Source organism: Mannheimia varigena (genome assembly GCF_013377235.1).
Taxonomy (GTDB): Bacteria; Pseudomonadota; Gammaproteobacteria; order Enterobacterales; family Pasteurellaceae; genus Mannheimia; species Mannheimia varigena.
On record NZ_CP016226.1, the window covers coordinates 133,255 to 157,246 of the forward strand.

Annotated in this window: 13 protein-coding genes; 11 read left to right on the top strand and 2 right to left on the bottom strand. The window is 38.5% G+C overall.

Annotated elements, in window-relative coordinates; translation table 11 throughout:
- Positions 1-213: 213 nt before the first annotated feature.
- From A6B40_RS10115 to A6B40_RS00685, 10 genes are all read left to right on the top strand, one after another.
- Complete coding sequence (locus tag A6B40_RS10115) at positions 214-291, top strand: hypothetical protein (protein WP_231475488.1); 78 nt, start codon at positions 214-216, stop codon at positions 289-291.
- 233 nt (positions 292-524) lie between these two features.
- Positions 525-2,687 carry an ornithine decarboxylase SpeF gene (gene speF, locus A6B40_RS00645; RefSeq protein ID WP_025247603.1) on the top strand — a complete coding sequence of 721 codons (2,163 nt, stop codon included), beginning with the start codon at positions 525-527 and terminating at the stop codon, positions 2,685-2,687.
- 62 nt (positions 2,688-2,749) lie between these two features.
- Positions 2,750-4,063 carry a putrescine-ornithine antiporter gene (gene potE / locus A6B40_RS00650; RefSeq protein ID WP_176671254.1) on the top strand — a complete coding sequence of 438 codons (1,314 nt, stop codon included), beginning with the start codon at positions 2,750-2,752 and terminating at the stop codon, positions 4,061-4,063.
- A gap of 330 nt (positions 4,064-4,393) precedes the next feature.
- A complete protein-coding gene (locus tag A6B40_RS00655) occupies positions 4,394-6,148 on the top strand; it encodes a ShlB/FhaC/HecB family hemolysin secretion/activation protein (protein ID WP_176671255.1) in 1,755 nt (584 codons plus the stop codon).
- A gap of 79 nt (positions 6,149-6,227) precedes the next feature.
- Positions 6,228-15,425 carry a two-partner secretion domain-containing protein gene (locus A6B40_RS00660; protein WP_176671256.1) on the top strand — a complete coding sequence of 3,066 codons (9,198 nt, stop codon included), beginning with the start codon at positions 6,228-6,230 and terminating at the stop codon, positions 15,423-15,425.
- 1 nt (position 15,426) lies between these two features.
- Positions 15,427-15,780 (top strand): hypothetical protein, encoded by a 354-nt coding sequence (locus A6B40_RS00665; protein ID WP_176671257.1) that lies wholly within the window; start codon positions 15,427-15,429, stop codon positions 15,778-15,780.
- A complete protein-coding gene (locus A6B40_RS10120) occupies positions 15,777-16,847 on the top strand; it encodes a VENN motif pre-toxin domain-containing protein (RefSeq protein WP_236966871.1) in 1,071 nt (356 codons plus the stop codon). Before A6B40_RS00665 ends, A6B40_RS10120 begins: the two co-directional genes overlap by 4 nt.
- Before the next feature lie 16 nt (positions 16,848-16,863).
- Positions 16,864-17,355: a hypothetical protein gene (locus A6B40_RS00675; RefSeq protein ID WP_176671258.1), complete on the top strand. Its 492-nt coding sequence runs from the start codon at positions 16,864-16,866 to the stop codon at positions 17,353-17,355.
- Positions 17,355-17,606, top strand: a complete 252-nt coding sequence (locus A6B40_RS00680) for a hypothetical protein (protein WP_176671259.1) — start codon at positions 17,355-17,357, stop codon at positions 17,604-17,606. Before A6B40_RS00675 ends, A6B40_RS00680 begins: the two co-directional genes overlap by 1 nt.
- Positions 17,607-17,779: 173 nt before the next feature.
- Positions 17,780-18,088 (top strand): barstar family protein, encoded by a 309-nt coding sequence (locus A6B40_RS00685; protein WP_176671260.1) that lies wholly within the window; start codon positions 17,780-17,782, stop codon positions 18,086-18,088.
- Positions 18,089-18,420: 332 nt separating this feature from the next.
- Here the strand turns inward: A6B40_RS00685 and A6B40_RS00690 are convergent, their stop codons facing one another.
- A complete protein-coding gene (locus tag A6B40_RS00690) occupies positions 18,421-18,939 on the bottom strand; it encodes a single-stranded DNA-binding protein (protein WP_176671261.1) in 519 nt (172 codons plus the stop codon).
- A 159-nt stretch (positions 18,940-19,098) separates the two neighbouring features.
- Between A6B40_RS00690 and uvrA the strand changes: the two genes are divergently transcribed.
- Complete coding sequence (gene uvrA / locus A6B40_RS00695; RefSeq protein WP_176671262.1) at positions 19,099-21,927, top strand: excinuclease ABC subunit UvrA; 2,829 nt, start codon at positions 19,099-19,101, stop codon at positions 21,925-21,927.
- Positions 21,928-22,022: 95 nt separating this feature from the next.
- On the opposite strand, the gene dauA is transcribed toward uvrA, so the two are convergent.
- Positions 22,023-23,756, bottom strand: coding sequence for a C4-dicarboxylic acid transporter DauA (gene dauA, locus A6B40_RS00700; protein ID WP_176671263.1), 1,734 nt, complete (start codon positions 23,754-23,756; stop codon positions 22,023-22,025).
- Between the last annotated feature and the right edge of the window lie 236 nt (positions 23,757-23,992).

Here is a 23,992-nt window from a genome sequence, read left to right on the forward strand (position 1 = left end):
ATCTGTTTTTTAAGATTTTTTACATTGATTTATTTTATGCATAGTTGTAAATTTTATCTTAGCTAATAAGCTAGGTTTCATCAATTATGATGAAGTTATTTAAATAAAGATGTATTTAAGAGGTGTATTATGTTACACAAATACCATATAGAATACTTCCCGGATAAAGGTAAAAGTCTTATGGCTCATATTAGAAGAACTAGACACATTATGATGCCAGCTTGTCGTTCTTGCTTTCATTTCTCTTATTTCCAATCTCTTAATTCAACGAGTCCAATCAAACAGGATTAATCTGTCTATCAAAAGACGGTTATTCATTCCTATTTTAAATAAATCTTAGTTTATTCCTTTTTTAAAGGAAGGATATCTATTTATTTAAAAACCCAATTCTATATCAATATTATTTTGTAAGTGTTTTATATTTCGTATATTGAATGTTTGTCAGAATAGTATCGGTAAAGTATATCTCATTGTTAATAAAAAATAATGAGAGGTTTTTCATATGCTAAATAATGGAGTTAATTATGTTACATTTAAAAATCGCATATAGTTCATTAGTTCAACCTTATTTCCATACAACAAGAGAGTTAGTTGCTATTGATAAAACTGATTTTACAGATGTTGGTGCTATAGTATTAAGTACGGATGATGTTCATCAATATATTGATAGAATTTTGGAAAAAGAATTCAATATTCCAGTATTTATTGTGGTGGAGTCAGGGAAAATCTTAGCTCCTCAATATTTTGATCAGGTTTATCATATACAAGATCTTAATAATTACGATATCAATTTATATAGTCGCCAAATTGAAACAGCAGTACATCTTTATGAAGACAAAATGTTACCACCGTTCTTCAAAATGTTAAGTGAGTATGTTGAAATGGGAAATACTGCTTTTGATTGCCCAGGGCATCAAGGTGGACAATATTTCCGTAAGCATCCAGCAGGTCGATTTCTCTATGATTTCTATGGTGAAAATATTTTCCGTTCCGACATCTGTAATGCTGATGTAAAACTTGGTGATTTATTAATTCATGAAGGTGCTGCTTGCGATGCACAAAAATACGCTGCACAGATGTTTAATGCTGATAAAACCTACTTTGTTTTAAATGGAACCTCTTCTGCTAATAAAGTTGTTACTAATGCATTACTTTCTCCTGGTGATCTCGTTTTATTTGACCGTAATAATCATAAATCTATTCACCATGGTGCATTAATTCAAGCTGGTGCAACACCAATTTATCTTGAAACTGCCCGTAATCCATTTGGTTTTATTGGGGGAATTGATAGTCATTGTTTTGATGATGACTATCTGAAATCTTTAGTCAAAGAAATCGCTCCTGAGAAATTAAATCAACAACGCCCATTTCGTTTAGCAGTTATTCAGCTTGGGACATATGATGGAACTATCTATAACGCACGTCAAGTTGTCGATAAAATTGGTCATCTTTGTGATTATATCTTATTTGATTCAGCTTGGGTGGGATATGAACAATTTATTCCGATGATGAAAGAGTGCTCTCCTTTATTATTAGAATTAAATGAGGATGATCCTGGTATTATTGTTACTCAATCCGTACATAAACAACAGGCCGGTTTTTCTCAAGCATCACAAATTCATAAAAAAGATAAGCATATTAAAGGCCAGTCTCGCTATTGTAACCACAAGCGTTTTAATAATGCTTTTATGCTACATGCCTCAACTAGCCCATTCTATCCGTTATTTGCAACATTAGATGTAAATGCCAAAATCCAAGGTAGCTCAGCAGGACGTCGATTATGGCTAGATTGTGTTAAAAATGGTATTGAAGCCCGCAAGTTAGTACTTAATTCTTGTCAATTAATTAAGCCATTTATTCCACCATATGTAAATGGTAAGAAATGGCAAGATTATTCTACTGATGAAATTGCACAAGATCTTGAGTTCTTTAAATTCCATGCCGGTGATTCTTGGCACAAATTTGAAGGCTATACCGAAAATCAATATTTTGTTGACCCATGCAAATTTATGTTAACAACACCAGGAATTGATATTCAAACTGGTGAATATGAAGAATTTGGTATTCCAGCCACTATTTTGGCTAACTATCTACGTGAAAACGGTATTATTCCAGAAAAATGTGATTTGAACTCTATATTATTCTTACTTACCCCTGCAGAAACCCTTACAAAGATGCAAACACTTGTAGCACAAATTACCTCATTTGAAAAACACATTAAACAAAATTCATTGTTGAAAGAAGTGTTACCAAGCGTTTATGCCAATAATGCTGAGCGCTATAACGGCTACACCATCCGTCAACTTTGCCAAGAAATGCACGGCCTGTATGTTGCTCGTGATGTGAAAACATTACAACGTAATCTATTTAGGAAAGCGACATTGCCACCATATGTGATGAATCCTAAAGATGCTAACATTGAATTGGTACGAAATAATGTAGAACTTGTTCCACTTACCGACATTGTAGGTCGTGTCGCCGCAGAAGGTGCATTACCTTACCCTCCAGGTGTCATTTGTGTTGTTCCAGGTGAAAAATGGAATGAAACTGCCCAAAAATACTTTTTAGCATTGGAAGAGGGTATTAACGTGTTACCCGGTTTTGCACCAGAAATTCAGGGAGTTTATTTACAGAAAGATCCTGATGGGCGCACACGAGCTTATGGTTATGTATTAATTGAACAATAATATTGTTGTTAAAAGTGCAGTAAATCTATATTGCACTTTTATAAATGATGGAGAAACTACTTATGAGTACAAATATAAATAAAATAGGAGTTATTCAACTCACTATTATTACTATGGTGAATATGATGGGGTCAGGTATCATTATGCTACCGACTAAATTAGCCGAAATAGGGACAATTTCCATTGTTTCTTGGCTAGTTACTGCAGTAGGCTCAACCGCGTTAGCATATGCTTTTGCACAATGTGGTATGTTTAGCAAAAAATCAGGAGGGATGGGAGGCTATGCGGAATACTCCTTTGGTAAAGCAGGAAACTTCTTAGCTAACTATTCTTATGGTGTATCATTATTAATAGCTAATACGGCAATTGCTATTTCTGCTGTTGGCTATGGTTCAGAATTATTCGAAACGTCTCTATCTCCTATTTCTATTGCGATATGGACAGGTATCACGCTATGGTTAGCTACTGTATTAAATTTTGGTGGTGCAAGAATTACTGGAAATATTAGTTCATTTACTATCTGGGGAGTTATTATTCCTGTTGTTGGACTTTGCATTATCGGTTGGAAATGGTTTGAACCAGATCTTTATCTCAGTTCTTGGAATCCTCATAATGTACCAACTTTTGAAGCTATTGGTGTCTCTATCTCTATGACTTTATGGGCTTTCTTAGGCTTAGAATCTGCGTGTGCGAATACGGATGTTGTCGAAAATCCAGAGAAAAATGTGCCGATTGCTGTTTTAGGGGGAACATTAGGTGCTGCAGTTATTTATATTATTTCAACCAATGTGATTGCTGGTATTGTTCCTAATTTAGATTTAGCAAACTCTACAGCTCCATTTGGCTTAGCATTTGCTCATATGTTTAATGAGACGGCTGGTAAAGTAGTAATGGGGCTAATGGTAATGTCTTGTTTTGGCTCTTTATTAGGTTGGCAATTTACGATAGCGCAAGTATTTAAAAGTTCTGCAGAAGAGGGGTATTTCCCATCAGTATTTAAAAAGGTTACAACTAAAGACGCACCTGTTATAGGGATGGTAATAATTACAGCGATTCAAAGTGGTTTAACCCTTATGACTATTAGCCCTTCCTTAAATAAGCAATTTAATATTTTAGTAGATCTAGCTGTAGTAACAAATGTCATTCCATATTTATTATCAATGGCAGCATTAATGGTTTTACAAAAAGTAGAGAAAGTACCTGAAAATAAAGCAAGAATAACAACTTTTATTGCATTTGTTGGTTCATTATATAGCTTATATGCACTTTATGCAGCAGGAGAACAACCAATGCTATATGGCTCTATTGTTACCTTTATTGGATGGACATTATACGGTTTCATATCTTATAAATTCGATATGAAACCTACTTACTAAGATACGCTTTATAGTAGAATCAAGGACTGTTTTAATTTTATAGTTAGAACAGTCCGATCAATAATTCTTTCTAAGGCATAATACTTCTTAATAGATTTATGAATTTATTTTGACAATTTAGATATACACGTATTTCAGAACGGTTGTTTACATATATTTATGAAGTGTAAATAAAAAATTGATTTAAAATCAATTGGTTGTATATAATATTCATATTGCCAATTGGATAGAATAGCCTTCTATACTGTTATTTTATGCTTAAATTTGCAAAAATGTGAGGAATTTTATACACTCCATAGTATCGAGTATACAGTTGCTATTATTGATCCTATGAAAAATTATCAACCTATTATTTTTAGTTGCGTATTACTGAGCCCTCCTGCTTTTGCAGATACTGAGCGTTTAGACCCTATTCAGCAGCAAATAGATGCTGTCCAACAACAACGCCAGCAACAGTATCAACAGGCACAAGCCAAACAATTAAAAAATCAACCTGATATTCGTCTTAATACATCCTACTCTGAACCTCTTACTCTTTCAAATCACGAATTGCCTTGTTATCCGATTCACCAAATTTCATTTATTGACTATTCCTCTGATGCTTCTCTCACCTCTAGCGAATTCCAATGGGCATTTAATAAAGCCGCAAAATCACTCCATTTGACATTGCCCCACTGTTTTGGAGGAGAAGGATTAGGCATTTTGATGAAGCAAGTGCAAAATGAAATTATCGGTCGTGGTTATGTAACTACTCGAGTAGTTATTGAAGAGCAAGATTTACGCAGTGGTAAATTAGTGCTAACGGTGATACCAGGTAAAGTGCGTAATACGATAGTGGTTGATAATGGCAATATTCCACGTTTTACCCCATTACACGCTTTCACCGGATTAACCTTTGCTTCAGGTGATATATTGAATATTCGAGATATTGAACAATCTCTGGAAAATTTAAAACGTGTGCCTACCGTTGAGGCAAATATTGAAATTCTCCCGAGCGAAAGTGGAAAAGCTGAAGTAGGCGATAGTGATTTAAAAATTACTTATAGCCAAGCCTTTCCGTTTAGGCTGAGTTTAGGGCTTGATGATGCAGGCTCAAAATCGACAGGGAAAGTACAGGCAAACGGTACACTTTCTATCGACAATATTTTCTCCGCAAACGACCTTTTCTATACTTCTTTTACCCACTCAATTAAACAAAAAGGCGATGATAAAGGTAGCCGTGCCAGCAAAAATCTAACATTGTATTATTCCATTCCTTTTGGCTATTGGAATTTGGCGTTTTCGCATAATCAAAATCGCTATCATCAAGAGGTTTTTGGGGCTTTTGCGAAAAGTTATCTTTATGCAGGTAAGAGTGATACAGATAAACTCACACTTTCTTATCTACTTTATCGAGATAGCACTCGGAAAACTACACTTTCAGCATCGCTTTGGTCGCGTCAATCACATAACTATGTTGATGGAGCAGAAATTGGTGTCCAAAAACGCCGAATGGCAGGCTGGGAAGCCGGTTTTTCTCACAAAGAATATTTAGGTAATGGCACTTTAGAGCTATCAGCAAATTATAAGAGAGGCACAGGGGCAAGAGGGCAGCTGCAAGCCTCGGAAGAATTGTGGGGAGAGGGCACGTCGAGACCACAAATTATTACTGCCTTTCTTTCTTACAATCAACCCTTTATGTGGGGTAATCAGTCTTGGCAATTTAATTCCGGCTGGAACGGACAGTGGAATAAAACGCCACTTATTCCACAAGATCGCTTTTCGATTGGCAGCCGTTATACGGTAAGAGGTTTTGATGGTGAATTAACCCTTTCAGGTCAGCGTGGTTGGAACTGGCGAAATGAATTGGTGTGGGCGTTTACGCCAAACCATTCATTCTATTGGGCGGTTGATGGCGGAAGAGTTTCTGGCTGGTCAGATGAAAGTCTACAGTTAGGACATCACTTAATGGGGACTGCTATTGGGCTTAGAGGCGGTATAAAAGGTTTTCATTATGATCTGTTTCTCGGCAAACCGATAAGAAAACCGGAAGGATTTAGAACTTCTGATGGCGTAGCGGGTTTTAATGTCGGTTATCAATTTTAGTTTGCGTAGAAGTAAGTAAGATATTTTGTAGAAGTGGCAGATATGTCCACCCTAAATGCAAATTTTTGAGGAAAACAAAATGAACAAACAATGTTTCCGTGTGATTTTCAGTAAAACACTGCAACGCTTAGTGGTTGTTTCAGAATTAGCAAAAAGTGAAGGGAAAGCCGAACGTGAGGGCTTAGCAAGCGGTAAGATTTTGCATAAAATTTGTAATTTACGACAGCTTGTATTTAGCCTGTTTTGTGCTTTAGGCTTTGTGTCGTTTGTAGAAAATGCATTAGCGGAAACCTTGATTATTCAAGCTGATAACTCTGCTCAGAAAAGTCAGCAGCCGATTATTCTTTCCACCGCAAACGGATTGCCGCAAATCAATATCCAAACCCCGAATGACAAAGGGCTTTCCCACAATAAATACTCGCAATTTGATGTGGCGGAGAAAGGAGCGATTCTCAACAACAGCCGCACTAACACTCAAACTCAGCTGGCAGGGCAAGTTACAGGCAACCCTTACCTTGCACGAGGCGAGGCAAAAGTGATTTTAAATGAGGTCAATTCTAACAAACCAAGTGTGATGAAAGGCTATGTAGAAGTAGCAGGTAAAAAAGCTGATGTGATTATTGCCAATCCTTCGGGCTTACATTGCGAAGGCTGTGGCATTATCAATTCAGATCGAGCGACATTTACCACCGGTAAACCACAAATTCAGCACGGCAATCTGGACAGCTTTGTGGTGGAAAAAGGAAAAGTAAAAGTATCGGGCAAAGGGATGGATAACAGTCGAGTGGACTACACCGACATCATTGCCCGAGAAACCCAAGCTAATGCAGGGATTTGGTCTAAGAAAGAAACCACTGTTATTACAGGGAAAAACACCGTCAAGCGGTCAGATTCTGATAAAAAATTGCAAATTATCAGCACAAAACAACCGCTTGCAGAGGAGACTAAGCCACAATTTGCGATTGATGTTGGCAAACTGGGAGGAATGTATGCAGGCAAAATTCACTTAATCGGTACAGAACAAGGCGTGGGCGTACGAAACGCAGGGCATATTGGAGCGAGCGCAGATACGCTACAAATTGACTCTCAAGGGAGAATTGTCAATACAGGCACATTAAATGCCGCAGCCCCTGTTAGTTTAAATGCAAGCAAAGGCATTGATAACAAAGGTAAGATTGAAAACAAGCAGGGCAATATTCAACTTAACTCTCAGGCAGATATTCAAAACAACGGCTCAATTGTGGCACGCAAAGGTAATATTCAGAAAAATGCCAAAGCTCAAATTCAGCAAAGTGGTGAAGCGGTAGCGAAGGGTAATATTACCTACACGGCAGCGACTATTCACACCACCAAAGATTCATTAATTGCGGCAGGTGTTGAGGTAAAAGATACCGAACAAGGCGAAACCCGCAAACTAGAAGATAAATCTGCAAACGGAAAAAACGTTCAACTTAACAGTTCAGGCAAAACAACTGCTCAGGGGAAAAATGTTGCTTCTGGCAACATCACGATCGCTGCCTCAGAAATTGACGCTAACCTCAGCCAAAATAACGCACATTCGATTGAATATAGAGCCAAATCGGGCGATATTCAGGTAAATAACGCCCGTTTAACGGCAGAACAAATTCATTTAACTACGCCAAGCGTACTTTCTACACAAGGCAGTTTTTTAACCGCAGATGTGATAAATACCTCACAAAAAGCCTTAAATGCTCAAAATGCAGTATGGAAACAAGCAGGCGAGCAAGATTTCCATTTAAGGGGGGAGAGTGTTAATACACAAGGGGGCGAGTTTAGCACACAAGGTAATTTTTTTATTAATGCTAAGCAACTAGAAAATCGACAAGGCACGCTCAGTAGTGGAAAATCCCTTTCTTTGGATTTAAAAGAACATTTGAATTCAGCTGATGGGAAAATATTTGCAGGCGAAAATCTCACACTGAATAGCCAACATTTAAACAATGATGGCGGTTTAATTTATGCTAAACAAAAAATAGACATAGAAGTTAAAAATGGCTTAGTAAGTAACAAAAATACGAACTCAGCCTATAAAGGCATTATTGCAGGCAAGGAATTGTTATTAGACAGTCAGGAAATTGATAATACAAAAGGGCAAATAGCCAGTGAAAATATTCGTTTAACCACTTCTCAAATCAATAATGAAGAAGGAGCTATTCGTGCCGAACATAGTGTAGCTATTAATGCAGATACCCTGTTAAACCACAAAGGCATAGTTTCTTCAGATCAGAACGCTCATTTAACTGTGAGTGAAATTAGCCAGCAAAAAGGAACTATTGAAGCTCAAAATCTACAATTAAATTCAAACACGCTTTCTTCAACAGAAAATAGCCTTATTTTTGCAGAACAACTTAATCTTACTACTAAAGGCGAATTGAATAATCAAGATAGCCGTATTATTGCGAAAAAAGAGGCTTATATAACAACAGGTAGTAATGTAATTAATATTGGTGGGGTTATTGCTAGCCAAACTGCGGATTTACAGTTAAATACGCATAACCATCAGCTAAATAATACAGCGGGTAAAATTGTTGCGGCTCAACAATTGAATGTACGAAGTGGTTCATTATCTAATGAGCAAGGTCTTATTACGGCGAATAATATTAGCCTAGATACGAATAATAGCACATTAAATAATCAAAATACGCTGACTAGCCAAAAAGATAAAGGTATTATCGCTCAGCAGAATTTAGTATTAAATACAAAAATGCTAGATAACCGGATGGGTAATATCATCGGTTTTAATAATGCTCAAATCAATACAAGCGAAATAATTAATAATAGCGGGCAAATTCGTATTAGCGGTGATCTTGATATTCAATCGAAAAATTTATCACAACAAAATGGATTGATTACCGCAGGTAAAGCAACGCTTGCTTTATCGGAGCTTAATTCAAGCCAAAATAGTGAAATTAGTGCAAATGAAATTACTCTCACTACAGATAAAGTCATTAATCAAAATAGCCGTTTACAAGCAGAAAAATCATTCACACTAGAAGCCAAACAGGGCATTACTAACCAGAATGGGATTATTGCCAGCAAAACAGCTTCTCTTGCTATTAATACCTACCAATCAACGCTGGATAATGCCAATGGTACATTGTTTGCTAATCAAGCCTTAAACATTCAGAGCGGTAAGTTAGATAATCAAGCAGGGCTAATTTCTGCCAAACAAACGGAAATTAATACGCAGCAACACCAAATTGATAACAGTAATACACAAGCTGAAAATAAAGGAATTATCGGCGTAGATAAACTCTCTCTAAATAACCTCTCATCGCTGAATAACGAACAAGGATTTATTCACTCTAATCAACAATTAGAAGCTTCGGTAAATACTAATATTCATAACCAACAAGGTATTTTAAATAGTGAGGGCAATTTAACCCTCAATGCAGCACAAATTGACAATAAAGCTGGCTCAATTACCGCAAAAACGGCAGAAGTGAATGCGAAAGCGATTGATAATATTGCTGTGAGTGATAAAGGCTCATTGATTTTAGGCACAACTCAGCTTGCGTTAAATGCAGAGCAGCTAGATAACCAAAACACGAAAAGAAAAACCATAGATAAAGCCCCAACACAAGGAATTCAAGCAGGGCAACTAACACTAAACAGCAATACGTTCTCTAATCAGCAAGGTGGTGTTTATGTGGCTGATGTGGCAACGGTAACGGTTAATCAAACCTTGAATAATTTACAGGGCGAAGTGCTTTCAGACAATATACTTACCATCAAAGATAATGGCAATTTAAGCCTTAACAACCAAGATGGCTTAATTCAAGCGAAAAATCGCCTTAACTTAACGGCAAAAACGTTGGAACAGGAAGGCTCAATTAAAACGCAAGGGGATTTAACTGTTCGTTTAAAAGATAGCTTTACTTTAAATAAAGCCTTTGAAGTGGGAAATGATCTTGATTTTAGTACGCAAGGCGATTTTACCAATAATGTTGCTTTATTGATTGGTAATAGTGCAACCCTTTCTGCCAATCAAATTATTAATACTGCAAGCGGTGAAATTTCCTCAAAAAATAGCAAATTAAATGCGAAAGAGATTACCAATAGAGGTTTGATTGATGGCGAGAAAACATTACTAAATACCAATAAAATTACCAATATTGGCACAGGGCGGATCTATGGCGATCATCTCTCACTTAAAGCAAAAAATGTAGATAACCTTGCCGAAACGATTGATGGAAAAACCAGCTCTGCCACTATTGCGGCAAGGGAAAGATTAGCTCTTGGAATAGATACTCTAATCAATCGTGATGGATCATATATTTTATCATTAGGTCAAGCTGATATAGGAAATAGTTTTGATGAAAATGGGAACGTTATTGGTAATGCAAATTTAATTCAAAATGAAAGTGCAACAATTGAATTTTTAGGTAATTCTACAGTTAATGCTCAGAAAATTGAAAATCGAGATATTCATATTAGCACTACAATACGTGAAGAAAAAGAAGAGTTTGATCTATACGGCAGAGAAAATAGTACTACTCATATAGTTAATGAATGGTATAGAAATGGTGTTGATGGAAAAATGGAACACAATAGTGGACAACGCCGTAAACGAGCAGTATTTGAGTTTTATGATAAAACTAGAGCTAATGAAGTAGCTTCAAGAGGCGAATATTGGCAAAGGAAACAATATACTCAAACTAAATATATTCCAGAAATTCAAAATCAAGCTCCTGCTAAATTTTTGGTAGGTGGAAATTTGAATTTGAATAGTGGAAATACCTTAAACCTCTATAGCCAACTTATGATTGGAGGAAAGCTATTTTTCAATAACAAAGAAATTACTGAATCAAATGAAAAAATTAATTCAAATCAAGGGATTTTGATTAATCAAGATCTGGAAGCGACTATGAATATCCATAATGACGGTTATTTTTATCGTTATTATCAGGATAGATATAGACCGAAAAAATGGAAAACTAAACGTTTTTTCTTTGATGAAAAGATTAAAAAGGATATTGATCAGGAACCACCAAAGACGATTAAGTTTGATTTAGTGCTAAACACCATCGGCACCCCAATTTCATCTAATGCTACAGTTGATGAACAAACCAAAGCCAAAAATGTATTCTTAGACACAGTAAACATTACAGGATCTGATACCAACCCAAACAGCGGCACGGTAAATATTAAACTTACACCAACTATTAACGATCAAGATAAAAATACTATCGTTGATTCAGGGCAAGTTGTCGGCAAATTAGATACAACTGCTGATAATTTTGATGCGAATAAACTAGGCGAGTTAGAAATGCCAACCATCAAAACCCATTTAGCAGATGTGAATTTGCCGCAGGCAAGTTTATACAAAATCAACCCTGATGCAACGAATGGCTATATTGTTGAAACTGACCCTAAATTTACAGACCGTCGAAAATGGTTAAGTTCAGATTATATGTTTGAACAGCTCCGTCACAACCACGATAACGTGCATAAACGCTTGGGCGATGGGTTTTATGAGCGAACCTTGATTAACGAACAAATCAACCAATTAACAGGCAGACGTTTTATTGCCGGCTACAACGATGATTTAGAGCAATACAAAGCGTTAATGAATAGTGGGGTGAAATACGCTCAACAATTTAACCTCGCTATTGGTGTAGGTTTAACCGCGAAACAGATGTCAGAACTTACAACGGATATGGTTTGGTTGGTGAATAAAGAAATCACCCTTGCCGATGGTCGAAAAGTTACTGCCCTTGTGCCACAGGTTTATTTAGTAGCGAGGAATAGTGATATTACCTCTCGAGGGTCGGTTATTTCTGCTAATCAAATTATCGGTAGTTTAGATAAGGTGGAAAACAGCGGTGTGATTGCAGGTTTAGATTTAACCCGTTTACACAGCAACCAGCTTGAAAACAGAGGTGTTGTGTTAGGTAAGAATGTGGATTTATCGGCACAACAGACCTTAATTAACTTAGGCGGTAAGATTGAGGCGGTGGATTCCCTTTCGCTTTATGGAGGAAAGGGGGTAGAGATTGCCAGCACCCTAAGCCATTCAGAGAATAAAGAGGGCACTTTTGTTCGCACCCAGTTAGACCGGCTTGCAAGTGTGAAATTAACAAGCGATAACGGCAGGTTAAGCATTAGCGGAGGTGATATCACCATAAAAGCGGCTTCGCTTAATAGTGCAGGTACGATGGATATTGATACGGAGAATTCGCTTAAGATTACCACGCTCAAAACCCAAAATCGAGAGCATTACAATGGTGATGCTGATAACTACTACCGCTTAGACCAAAGTGCTGAAGTGGGGAATGTTATTTCTGCGAAAGGGGGGATTAGAGCAGTGAGTGGCAACAACCTCACAGTTCGTCAATCGGATATCAGCAGTGAATCAGGGGAAGTGTTATTAGGCTCACGCAAAGGCGATGTGCGAATTGAGGCCGGCAGAGCGGAAGAAACATTAGAAACGGGTCGAAAATCAACCGGTCGAGGGCTGCTCAGTAAAACGACGTCAGTCCACCGTTACGAACACGATATCAGTGAAGCGGTAGGCAGTAATATAGACGGACGAACGGTAAAAGTAGTTTCGTCATCAGGCGATGTTGTGGTTAAGAGCTCCTCGGTGGTGGGCGATGAAGCGTTGGCTATTTATGGCAAGAATAATGTGTCTATTGTGTCTGATGTGAATACGCATTACCAAGACGAACTGAGTATGAGTAAAAAATCGGGCTTACTGGGTAGCGGTTTTGGTTTTACGATAGGGTCTAAGAAAGAGCAGATAGAGCAAGACCGCAGGCAACAAAGTGCGGCACGTAGCCAGGTAGGGAGTTTAAGTGGCGATACAGCGATTTATGCAGGCAACCATTACCAACAAACGGGCAGTGTGGTAGCTTCGAGAGATGGCGATGTTGATATTTTGGCTAAAACAGCGACGGTAACGGCTGCTCGTTCCGATTATGAAAGCAACTATAAACGGACGGTACAACAGAAAGGGTTCACGTTTGCGGTGAGTTCACCGGTAACGAATGCGATACAAGCGGTCGAAAAAAGCGTAAATTCTGCAAAATCGGTGGGTAGCAGTAAAAACGACCGTATTAATGCGTTAGTAGCGGTGAATGCTGGTGTTGAGGGGTGGAGAACGGCGGAGCAGGTGGGTAAACTAGCGGAAGCGATAAGCGAAAACCCGATGCAAGCGATGAGTCAAGATATAGGCTTATCCGTTAGTTACGGTAGTCAAACAAGCACGCAGAGTGAACACACACAAGGTCATAATGTTGAGAAAAGCCAAGTGAATGCAGGTGGAAAAGTGAGTATTAGAACAGAGGGTGCAGGAAAAGATTCTGTACTTAATGTTATCGGCTCAGATGTAGGAGGCAAAGGTGGGACAAAACTGTCTTCACAAGGTGATGTAAATATACTTGCGATAGATGAAAACCACTTAGAGCGAAGTGAAAACAAATCCGGTGGCTTTAATGCAGGTGTTGCTGTTCAGTTTGGTGGAGCAGGTAGTCCAACGCTAGGGGTAACGGCAGGAGGAAACACCTCAAAAGGTTATGGCAATGGTGAAAGCCAAGCGTGGGTAGGTAGCCGAGTGGGTAGTCAATTGAGTAAAACCGAGATTGACAGCGGTAATACTGCGAACATTATCGGCTCACAGGTACAGGGCAAACGGGTTGAAGTGAAGGCAAAAGACCTCAACATTCAAAGTCTGCAAGACACAATGAGCTATAAGGGAAAACAAGAGAGCGTACAAGGGCAACTCACCGTCGGCTACGGAGCTTCGGGCAGTGTGGGTTATAGCAACTCGAAAATGAACGCGAATTATGCAAGCGTGAAGCAACAGGCAGGGATATTTGCAGGGGATGAGGGTTATGACATTGATATTGCCAATCACTCAGACTTGAAAGGTGGATTGGTAACTTCAACGACACAAGCTGAAAACGAGGGCAAAAACCAATTTAGTACAGGTACGTTGAGCTATAGCCATATTGAAAACCAATCCAGCCATAAAGGCGGTGCTGTCGGCGTAAGTGCGAGTGCGGCAGCGAATTTTGATACGCCGTTTGGTGATAAAGGAATTGCTCAGAGCAATAAGCAGGCGGTGAATGAAAATGGTGAGAAACTTTATCAGACAGCCAATGGTAATCAGATAACAGAGGCTAAATTAGGAGATAAAGCTAATAAACCAATTTTAGCTCATGGCTGGGATTCATTGACAGGAGATATTTCAATTGGATTTGGCTCAGATAAAAATGGTCAATCAAGCCGAACAATATCTGGAATTAACACACAAAATCTGATTATTCGAGATGAACAAGGGCAATTAGAGAAAACAGGTAAAAATATTGAGCAAATTAAGGAAGAGATTAAGACAGATATTACTACCGAAACAGCAGAAAGCCGTTCGGGTAAATTAGAAAATCGCTTTGACAAGGAAAAAGTACTTAAAGAGTTAAATATCCAAGTTAAGGTAACCGAAGATTTTAGGAAAAATGCGTTTTCTACTATAGATGAGTATGTTTTACCAAAACAAGCTGAATTGCGAGAGAAAGTAAAACTTGCTAAAACAGAAGCTGAGAAAGATGAACTTTATAAAGAAATTTATAAATTACAGTATCAGAAGCGTTTGTTAGAAACAACAGTAGGGATTATTGCGGGAACACCTGATGTAGCCATTACACAAGGGACACTACAACTTGCAGCAACAAAAATGCGTGAAGAAACGCTAAAAAATTCTCGTTTATTCGGTGGAATTAAAGACGAGAAAACAGGGCAGGTTCTCAGAAATGACAGCTACGATAGTGGTTATTTTGATGGTGTGAAGCTTGGGGGTGTAAGGATTGATTTGGATGTAATCTGCAATAGTGGTATGGGAAATTGTACTCATAATGATGATGGAACTATTAGTTTTATTGGAAAAGGAGGTAAAACATTAAGTGATGCTATTGATCCAAAACAAAACGAAAGAGCATCTAGTCTATATGGTGAAACAGGAGGATTTCAGTCAGTTGAAGGGGAATGGAATCTGTATTTTAAACGCTTTCCATATTCTATAAGCTCTTTATCCGATCATACCGTAGAATCTTTTGCAGGAACTCACGATATGTTAGGTGGACAGATCTGGGGTTGGTATGATGATAAAGGTAATACTCTGCAAAATAAAAATATAGCACAGCAAATAGGTTCTACTGTAACGACTGTTGTGGCTATTCCTGTTGCAGCTCCTTTTGCTGTTAGTGATGCGATTTCTTCAGATTTTATGGAAGTTCTATTTAAATTGGGAGGGAAATAATATGAAAAAATTATACTTGAGTCTTTTATTTTTGTTAAATGGCTGTTTCTATTCTAATGGGTGTCTTTATACACCACAGATGGTTAATTGCTTTATAGATAAAGGAGATATATTTCCCTCAATATCCAGATATCAAAAGCCATACAGTTTAGGAAAAACAAATTCAGAACAACGTTGGAAAGATGTTGTTACTTGTGGTGGTAAACATGGTGATTATGATGAAAAAAGTATAACTACTGTTGAAAAGTCAGACCTTTTTTATCATTGTATGATTAAAAAAGGGTATGTTCATTTAACTCCTGCTGAATGTGGCTATCAAAATCCTAAATGGGACAAAGGAGTATGTAACTTGTGATTAAAATATTATTGATAATTATTTTATCAATAAATAATTTTGATAAAACCAAACTCCAAAGCGAGTTAGATTATCAAGTAAAAGCCCTAAGCGAGTTCCAAACTATCACAATGGCAACCATTAATGAAAAAGTGGCGAGCCACGCTGAAAGCAAACGGGCAGAAGCTGAACAGGCGAAAGCAGCAGGTAACACAACCAAAGCCCGAGAGCTAGAACAAGAAGCGGAGGAATGGGAAACGGGCGGAGCTTACCGACAAGGTGTCGATGCCGTAACCAATGCGGTTGGTTTAGCTTTAGGTGGCAGCCCAACAGCAGGCGTTATTGCTGGAGCAGCTTCGCCTTATATCAACACACAAATCAAACAGGAAACCGAAGGCAACGAAGCCGCTAATCTGATTGCCCACGCCCTTTGGGGAGCGGTGGAGGCTTACACACAAGGCGGTAAAGCTGGAGCAGGTGCGGCGGCAGCGGTAACGGGCGAAGTAGGGGCTAACATCATCTCTCAAAGTCTTTTCGGCAAAACATCTGAAAACCTAACGGAAGCGGAGAAACGGACAGTATCGGAACTCAGCCAAGTTGCGGCTGGATTGGCTGGTGGGTTATCAGCAAGTAGAGGAAATTCCCTATCAACGGCTCAAGCGATGAAAACTGGGCAAGAGGTAGGGAAGAATGCGGTGGATCATAATTTCTTATCTCAAGCTGAATATGCAGAGCTTGAACGATTAATGAAGAAAAAAGTTCTGACGCAAGATGAATCAATTAGGGTGCAATATTTATTAGAGAAAGATAAAGTTTCATACAGACTGTTACATATTTATAAAACTCAGCCAGAAACATTATCAGAAGGAGGAAAAGATTTACTTTTAAAATGGGTAAAAGAATATGGAAATATTCCTCAACAAATACAATTATTGAATGCACCAGCTAATTCATCAGAAATGAAGCCAGATTATTCTGATTTAAAACTTCAAGCACAGAAAGTGTATAACTATTCAGGAAGTGTTCAGGGGCGTTTAAGTGAATCTTTGGCAACAGGTGTTTCTGTGGTAGGAACAGGGGGGGAATAGTTTAGTTATAAAAGGCGTGCAATATGCTAGCAATGCAGCTAAAGGTGTTTCCTCTGCTGCACAGAAGACTGCTAATAAAATAGGCGAATTTGCAGCTAAATATCCAAATACAACAGGAATGGTTACAGATGGAACGATAGCATTAGGCGTTCATTCTGGTTATAAAGTTTCTATAGGAGGGCAAGAGATCAATCCTTATGAGGCAATAGGAGCATTTGGAGGTGGTGTATTAACGAGAAATCAATCTTTAAGCAACCAAATACGAATAAATCTTGGGATTGCTACAGTAACGAGTTTATCAAAAGATCCTAGTGGAAATAGTTTAGGAAAAGATTATTTTGGAGCAGTTGCTTCACTTGTAGTCAATAAGCCATTTAGTTCACTTAATAGTAATGTTGGTCAAGTACTGAGCGGATATGCTGGTGAATATGTAGGAGATTTAGAGAGTAGAAGTAAAGAAATTAAGAATTCACTAGAAAGAATTAATAATCTAATGGAGAGTCAATAATGAAAAAAAATGGGGCTCTTCATTGGATATTGATGTTTATTTTAATATATTTAGTTTTTTTGCTGAAGTTTATTGGCTTGTCAGTTTATGGATATTTTAAGTATGGAGGATGGTATTGGTTTGATGATGCATTTATAGAGACTTTCAAGATAAGTGCTATTGCCTTTGTTGCGGTACTTATAAGAGCAAAAATATATTCATTCATTAAACTGAAGAAAATGAAAGAAAAGGAGAGAAATAATAATGAGTAAATACTTGTTCAGTTAAGTTTGCTAACTCCTATACCACTAACGTCCACGCTAGTGCTATTTAATATTTAGTTACAAGTGGTCAATTATGTTGAATATTTTGCAAATTTTATCGGCAAATCGACAGCTTGTTTTGGTACGAGCGAGGACGCTTGCACTATCGGAGGGCTTGGTAAATGGAAGTAGTGATAGATTTACAAAAAATAAAATCACCCCATGATTTTTATGAACAATTAACCCAGCAAGTTGATTTTGGAGCTTTCTTTGGTCGTAATTTAGATGCTTTTTGGGATATATTGACTTGTTGGAAGAAAAAAATATTGTTTATTAATTTTTCTTTGCTAGATGATGATATTTATGAGTTTATTATAAATATTGTATCCATGATAAATGAATATAATTTGGAAAAGATTAAGCTTAGATTAAGATCAAGAGAATTTATTCATTTAAACATTTATTCACACGATACACGTAGGTTGGGTTGAGCTTGCGAAAACCCAACGTAAAGAATAAATACTTGTTGGTTTAGGCTTTTCTAACCCTGATAGTGCTATTGTCCACGCTAGTGCTATTTAATATTTAGTTACAAGCGGTTAATTATGTTAAATGTTTTGCAAATTTTAGCAGTAAATCGACCGCTTGTTTGGTATGAGCGAGAATGCTCGCACCATCAGTGATAATAAGCACAACCAAAATTAAAATTGCTTCAAATAAATTTATAATAGATTTTAGATAAAATAAAAATCTGCACCTTAATCAGTTGGTTTACTCCAACTTTTGGCGTGCAGATCGGATTTGCGTTTAAATTGATTAATGATTAGAACGGAATATCATCATCAAAGTTATTCATTGCAGGCTCAGCTTGTGGAGTAGGTTTAGATTGCTGCGGTGCTGAGCTTGACGTTTGGTTATAGCCATAATTGCTATTGCCTTGATTATAACTATTGCCCGCAGGTGCTGAATTACCCCAACCGCCTTGCTGACCGCCCATATCGTTACCTTGACGGCTACCTAACATTTGTAATACATCGCCTTGAATTTCGGTAGTGTAGCGATCTTGTCCGTTTTGGTCTTGCCATTTACGGGTTTTTAAACGACCTTCCACATAAACTTGTGAGCCTTTACGTAAGTATTGACCGCAAACCTCTGCTTGGCGGCGATAAAATACAATTCTATGCCATTCTGTTACTTCACGACGTTCGCCTGTGTTTTTATCTGTCCAACTTTCTGATGTTGCAACACTAATGTTTGCAACCGCTTCGCCATTTGGCATTGTACGCATTTCTGGGTCGTTACCTAAGTTACCCACGATAATTACTTTATTGATACCAGCCATAAAATCCTCTGTGTTTTTATTTCAAAAATCGGGAGTATTCTACCCGAAAATTGGCTTATTGAACACAGAAAAACTGATATTTTGTACAGTTTTATCAAAATATGCGATAATGCTCGAAAATTTAGAAAATAGAGCTAGACATAATTGGATATAGGAAATATGCAACATATTGATATTCGTGGAGCAAGAACCCACAACTTAAAAAACATCAATTTAATCTTACCGAGAGATAAATTTATTGTCATCACAGGGCTTTCCGGCTCAGGTAAATCTTCCCTAGCCTTTGATACTCTTTATGCAGAGGGGCAACGCCGTTATGTAGAATCCCTTTCTGCCTATGCTCGCCAGTTCCTTTCTTTAATGGAAAAGCCTGATGTCGATCATATTGAAGGGCTTTCGCCTGCGATTTCGATTGAGCAGAAATCTACTTCTCACAACCCTCGCTCAACGGTGGGAACGGTTACGGAAATCCACGACTATCTGCGTTTATTGTTTGCTCGTGTGGGCGAACCACGTTGCCCTGATCACGATGTGCCGTTAGCTGCGCAAACTATTTCGCAAATGGTGGATAGGGTGCTAGAAGAGCCTGAAGGTAAAAGGTTAATGTTGCTTGCCCCAGTAGTAAAAGATCGTAAAGGCGAACACGTAAAATTATTGGAAAATTTGACCGCTAGTGGCTATCTGCGTGCCAGAATTGACGGCGAAATTTGTGATTTATCAGACCCACCAGCATTAGAACTTCAGAAAAAACACACCATTGAAGTAGTGGTAGATCGCTTTAAAGTAAGAGATGATCTTGCAACACGTTTAGCCGAATCATTTGAAACTGCATTAGATTTATCAGGCTCAACTGCGATTATTGCGGATATGGATGATCCAAATGCGGACGAAATTGTCTTTTCATCGAGCTTTGCTTGCCCGCATTGTGGCTATTCATTACAAGAATTAGAACCACGTTTATTTTCATTCAATAACCCTGCTGGAGCTTGCCCGAGTTGTGATGGCTTAGGCGTAGAGCAGTTTTTTGATGAAAAGAAAGTGGTACAAAATTACGATGTTTCATTAGCTGCAGGAGCAATTAAAGGCTGGGATCGCCGTAGTTTTTATTATTTCGGGCTACTTAAAGCCGTTGCTGAACACTACGGTTTTGATTTAGAAACACCATTCGGACAGTTATCGAAAAAGCATCAAAATCTTATTCTAAATGGCACAAAAGAAGAGATTGAGTTTGTTTACGTTAATGACAGGGGCGATAAAGTTAAACGCAAACACACTTTTGAAGGTGTGTTGAAGAATATGGCTCGCCGCTATAAAGAAACCGAATCTAACTCAGTGCGAGATGAATTAGCAAAATATATTAACACTCGCCCTTGCGTAGAGTGTGAAGGATCTCGTTTACGCCGTGAAGCTCGCTATGTTTTCCTTGATAAAACTAACCTACCGATGGTATCTGAAAAAAGTATTGGCGAGGCGTTGGCTTTCTTTGAGGAGATTAAGTTATCAGGGCAAAGAGAGAAAATTGCGGAAAAAATTCTAAAAGAGATCCGTGAGCGTTTACAGTTCTTGGTAAATGTGGGCTTGAATTATCTTTCGCTTTCTCGTTCGGCGGAAACCCTTTCAGGTGGCGAGGCACAACGTATCCGTCTTGCCAGTCAAATTGGGGCTGGTTTAGTGGGCGTGATGTATGTGTTAGATGAACCTTCCATTGGTTTGCACCAACGTGATAACGAACGTTTGCTAAATACGCTTATTCATTTGCGTAACTTAGGTAACACCGTGATTGTGGTTGAACACGATGAAGATGCTATTCGAGCCGCTGATCATATTGTGGATATCGGACCGGGTGCAGGGGTGCACGGTGGGCAAGTGATCGCACAAGGAACGGCTAAAGAAATTATGCAGATTGAAGAGTCAATAACAGGACAATTTCTTTCAGGCAAACAGAAAATTGAAATTCCAGCCCAACGTGTGGCTTACGACTCAGCCAAAGTCTTAACTCTTTCAGGAGCAAGCGGCAATAACTTGAAGAAAGTGAAGTTGGAAATTCCAGTGGGTCTATTTACTTGTATCACGGGGGTGTCTGGTTCGGGTAAATCAACCCTAATCAATGATACTTTATTCCCACTCGCTCAAAATGCGTTAAACCGTGCAGAAAATAGCGATGTTGCCCCTTATGAATCTATTGATGGTTTAGCTCATTTTGATAAAGTGATCGACATCGATCAAAGTCCGATCGGACGAACCCCTCGCTCAAATCCAGCTACTTACACGGGGCTATTTACCCCAATTCGTGAATTGTTTGCAGGTACGCAAGAGGCACGGGCAAGAGGCTATAACGTAGGGCGTTTTAGTTTCAATGTGCGTGGTGGTCGCTGTGAAGCCTGTCAAGGTGATGGTGTAATCAAGGTTGAAATGCACTTCTTACCAGATGTTTATGTACCTTGCGATCATTGTAAAGGCAAACGCTATAACCGTGAAACCCTTGAAATTCGCTATAAAGGTAAAACCATTCACCAAGTGTTAGAAATGACGGTGGAAGAGGCGAGAGAGTTTTTCGCACCGGTACCGATGATTGCTCGTAAACTACAAACCTTGATGGACGTTGGGTTATCTTATATCCGTTTAGGTCAATCTTCTACTACCCTTTCAGGTGGAGAAGCACAACGTGTGAAACTTGCCACTGAGCTTTCAAAACGTGATACAGGCAAAACCCTTTATATTTTAGACGAACCAACCACAGGGTTACATTTTGCCGATATCAAACAGCTGCTTGGCGTGTTACATCGTTTGCGTGATCAAGGCAATACGATTGTGGTGATCGAACATAATTTAGATGTTATCAAAACCGCAGACTGGATTGTTGATCTAGGTCCTGAAGGCGGTAGCGGCGGTGGCGAGATTATTGCCACAGGCACACCGGAACAAGTAGCTAAAGACAAACGCTCCCATACTGCAAGGTTCCTAAAAGAGATCTTATCAAAAGACTAACACATATACAGACTACAAGCGGTCATATTTTTAGAATTTTTTGCATTTGCAATATTCGGAAGAAATATGGCCGCTTGTTTTGCTATTCAGTCTTATCATAATCCAGTTCGGATTTTCTCAAAAGCCATTTCTAAATCACTACTAAAATGAATCTGTTGAATTTCACTTACCGTTTTTTGAGAACGAACTAGCATTCTCATCGGTTGAAACTGCACATTACAGAGGTGCAGATTTTGATGCGGCAACATATGTTGAACAAAACGGGTTAAAGCATGAATTCCCCCTGTATCAAGCACAGTTACCGCATCGCATTGTAAAATAATATGTTCGATTTCACGATCCGTGTGGACTGTTTTGTCGTGCAAATCCGCAAAGAGATTATCTGCTGCAGCAAAAAAGAGTGGACCACTAATGCGGTAAACTAACACATCTTCTAAATCACTTGGGTGAGCTATTTCAAAAGATTTTGTCATTTCCGCAATGGTACGAATAAAGAGCAGACTTGCCAGTAATACGCCCACAGTGATCGCAATTACCATATCAAAGAGTACGGTTAAGGTAATGCAAGTGAGTAATACCGCAATTTCATTTTTACCTGAACGGCGACTTAATTGAATGATTTGTGGTAGATCCGCCATATTCCAAGCCACAATAAGCAATAATGCTGCCATTGAGGAAAGGGGTAAATAAGAGAGGGCTTTAGCGAAAAAGAGCAAGGCAAAAAGCACGAGTAAGGCGTGAATTACGCTAGAGATAGGTGATACGGCACCAGAACGCACATTGGCTGCTGAGCGGGCAATTGCCGCAGTTGCTGTAATTCCTCCTAAAAATGGCGAGGCAATGTTACCTAACCCTTGTGCTAATAACTCATTGTTGGAATGGTGTTTGGTATCTGTCATATTATCGCAAACAACTGCACATAATAGCGACTCTATCGCTCCAAGCATAGCCATAGAAAAAGCAGCCGGAAGTAGAGCTTGAATAGTAGTTAAGTTCCAATTAATAAGATTACCTTCAGAGTTAGGAATATTCCAAGGTAGGATAAATTCCGGTAAAACGCTTGGAATACCATAGCCTGTGGTACCGTCTGGTAGCGTATATTGGAATGCAGAGCCAATAGTAGCCACGTTTTGCCCGAGATGGATAAGCAGTAGCGACAGTAATGTGCCGATGAATACAGCAGGTAGATGCCCTGGAATAGGTAAGCGTAATTTATGCCAACGGGTTAAGATTAAAAGTGTAGCACAGCCAACTAAAGTATCAGCCCAACTGATAGTAGGTAAAGCAGAGAAAATGGTTTCAACCTTAGCGAGATAATGCTCTGGCATTTTCTCAATGGTTAAGCCTAAGAAATCCTTAATTTGCAGTGTGGCGATCACAATACCGATCCCACAGGTAAAACCAAGCGTTACGGGCAATGGAATATATTCAATTAAACGACCTAGTCGTAGTAACGCCATTAAGACTAAAATAATGCCCGAAAGCATTGTTGCTATTAGTAAACCACTCAATCCAAATTGTTGCGTTACGGGGTATAAAATAACCACAAAAGCCGCTGTCGGCCCTGAAATATTAAAGCGAGAACCACCTGCTAAAGCGATCACAATACCCGCTACAATTGCTGTATACAAACCGTGTTGAGGAGGCACTCCACTAGCAATAGCTAATGCCATTGAAAGTGGAATAGCAATGACACCGACGGTTAAGCCGGAGATAATATCTCTTATGAGATGTTTTTGGGTATAACCTGCCTTGAAAGCATCTTTTAACGCACTAAAAGGTTTGACCGCGAGAAAGGTATTTTTTGCTAAAAACCATTTGTTTAACATAGTTCACCTGATACAACAAAATTTTCTGCATATTTTACACCTCTCCCATAAATGAATTTTGAGATAACTCAATAAAAGTGAGGATTCTGAGCATAACAAGCGTTCACAAAAAGCATTGCGTTTTGAACGTTGGCTTTGCCAACGGCTGCGAAGCAGTGAACAATCCTTACGAGGATTGTGAATAATTTTCATTGAAAATTTGCAAAAGCAAATAATTAGCTGATTTTATTTCAAAA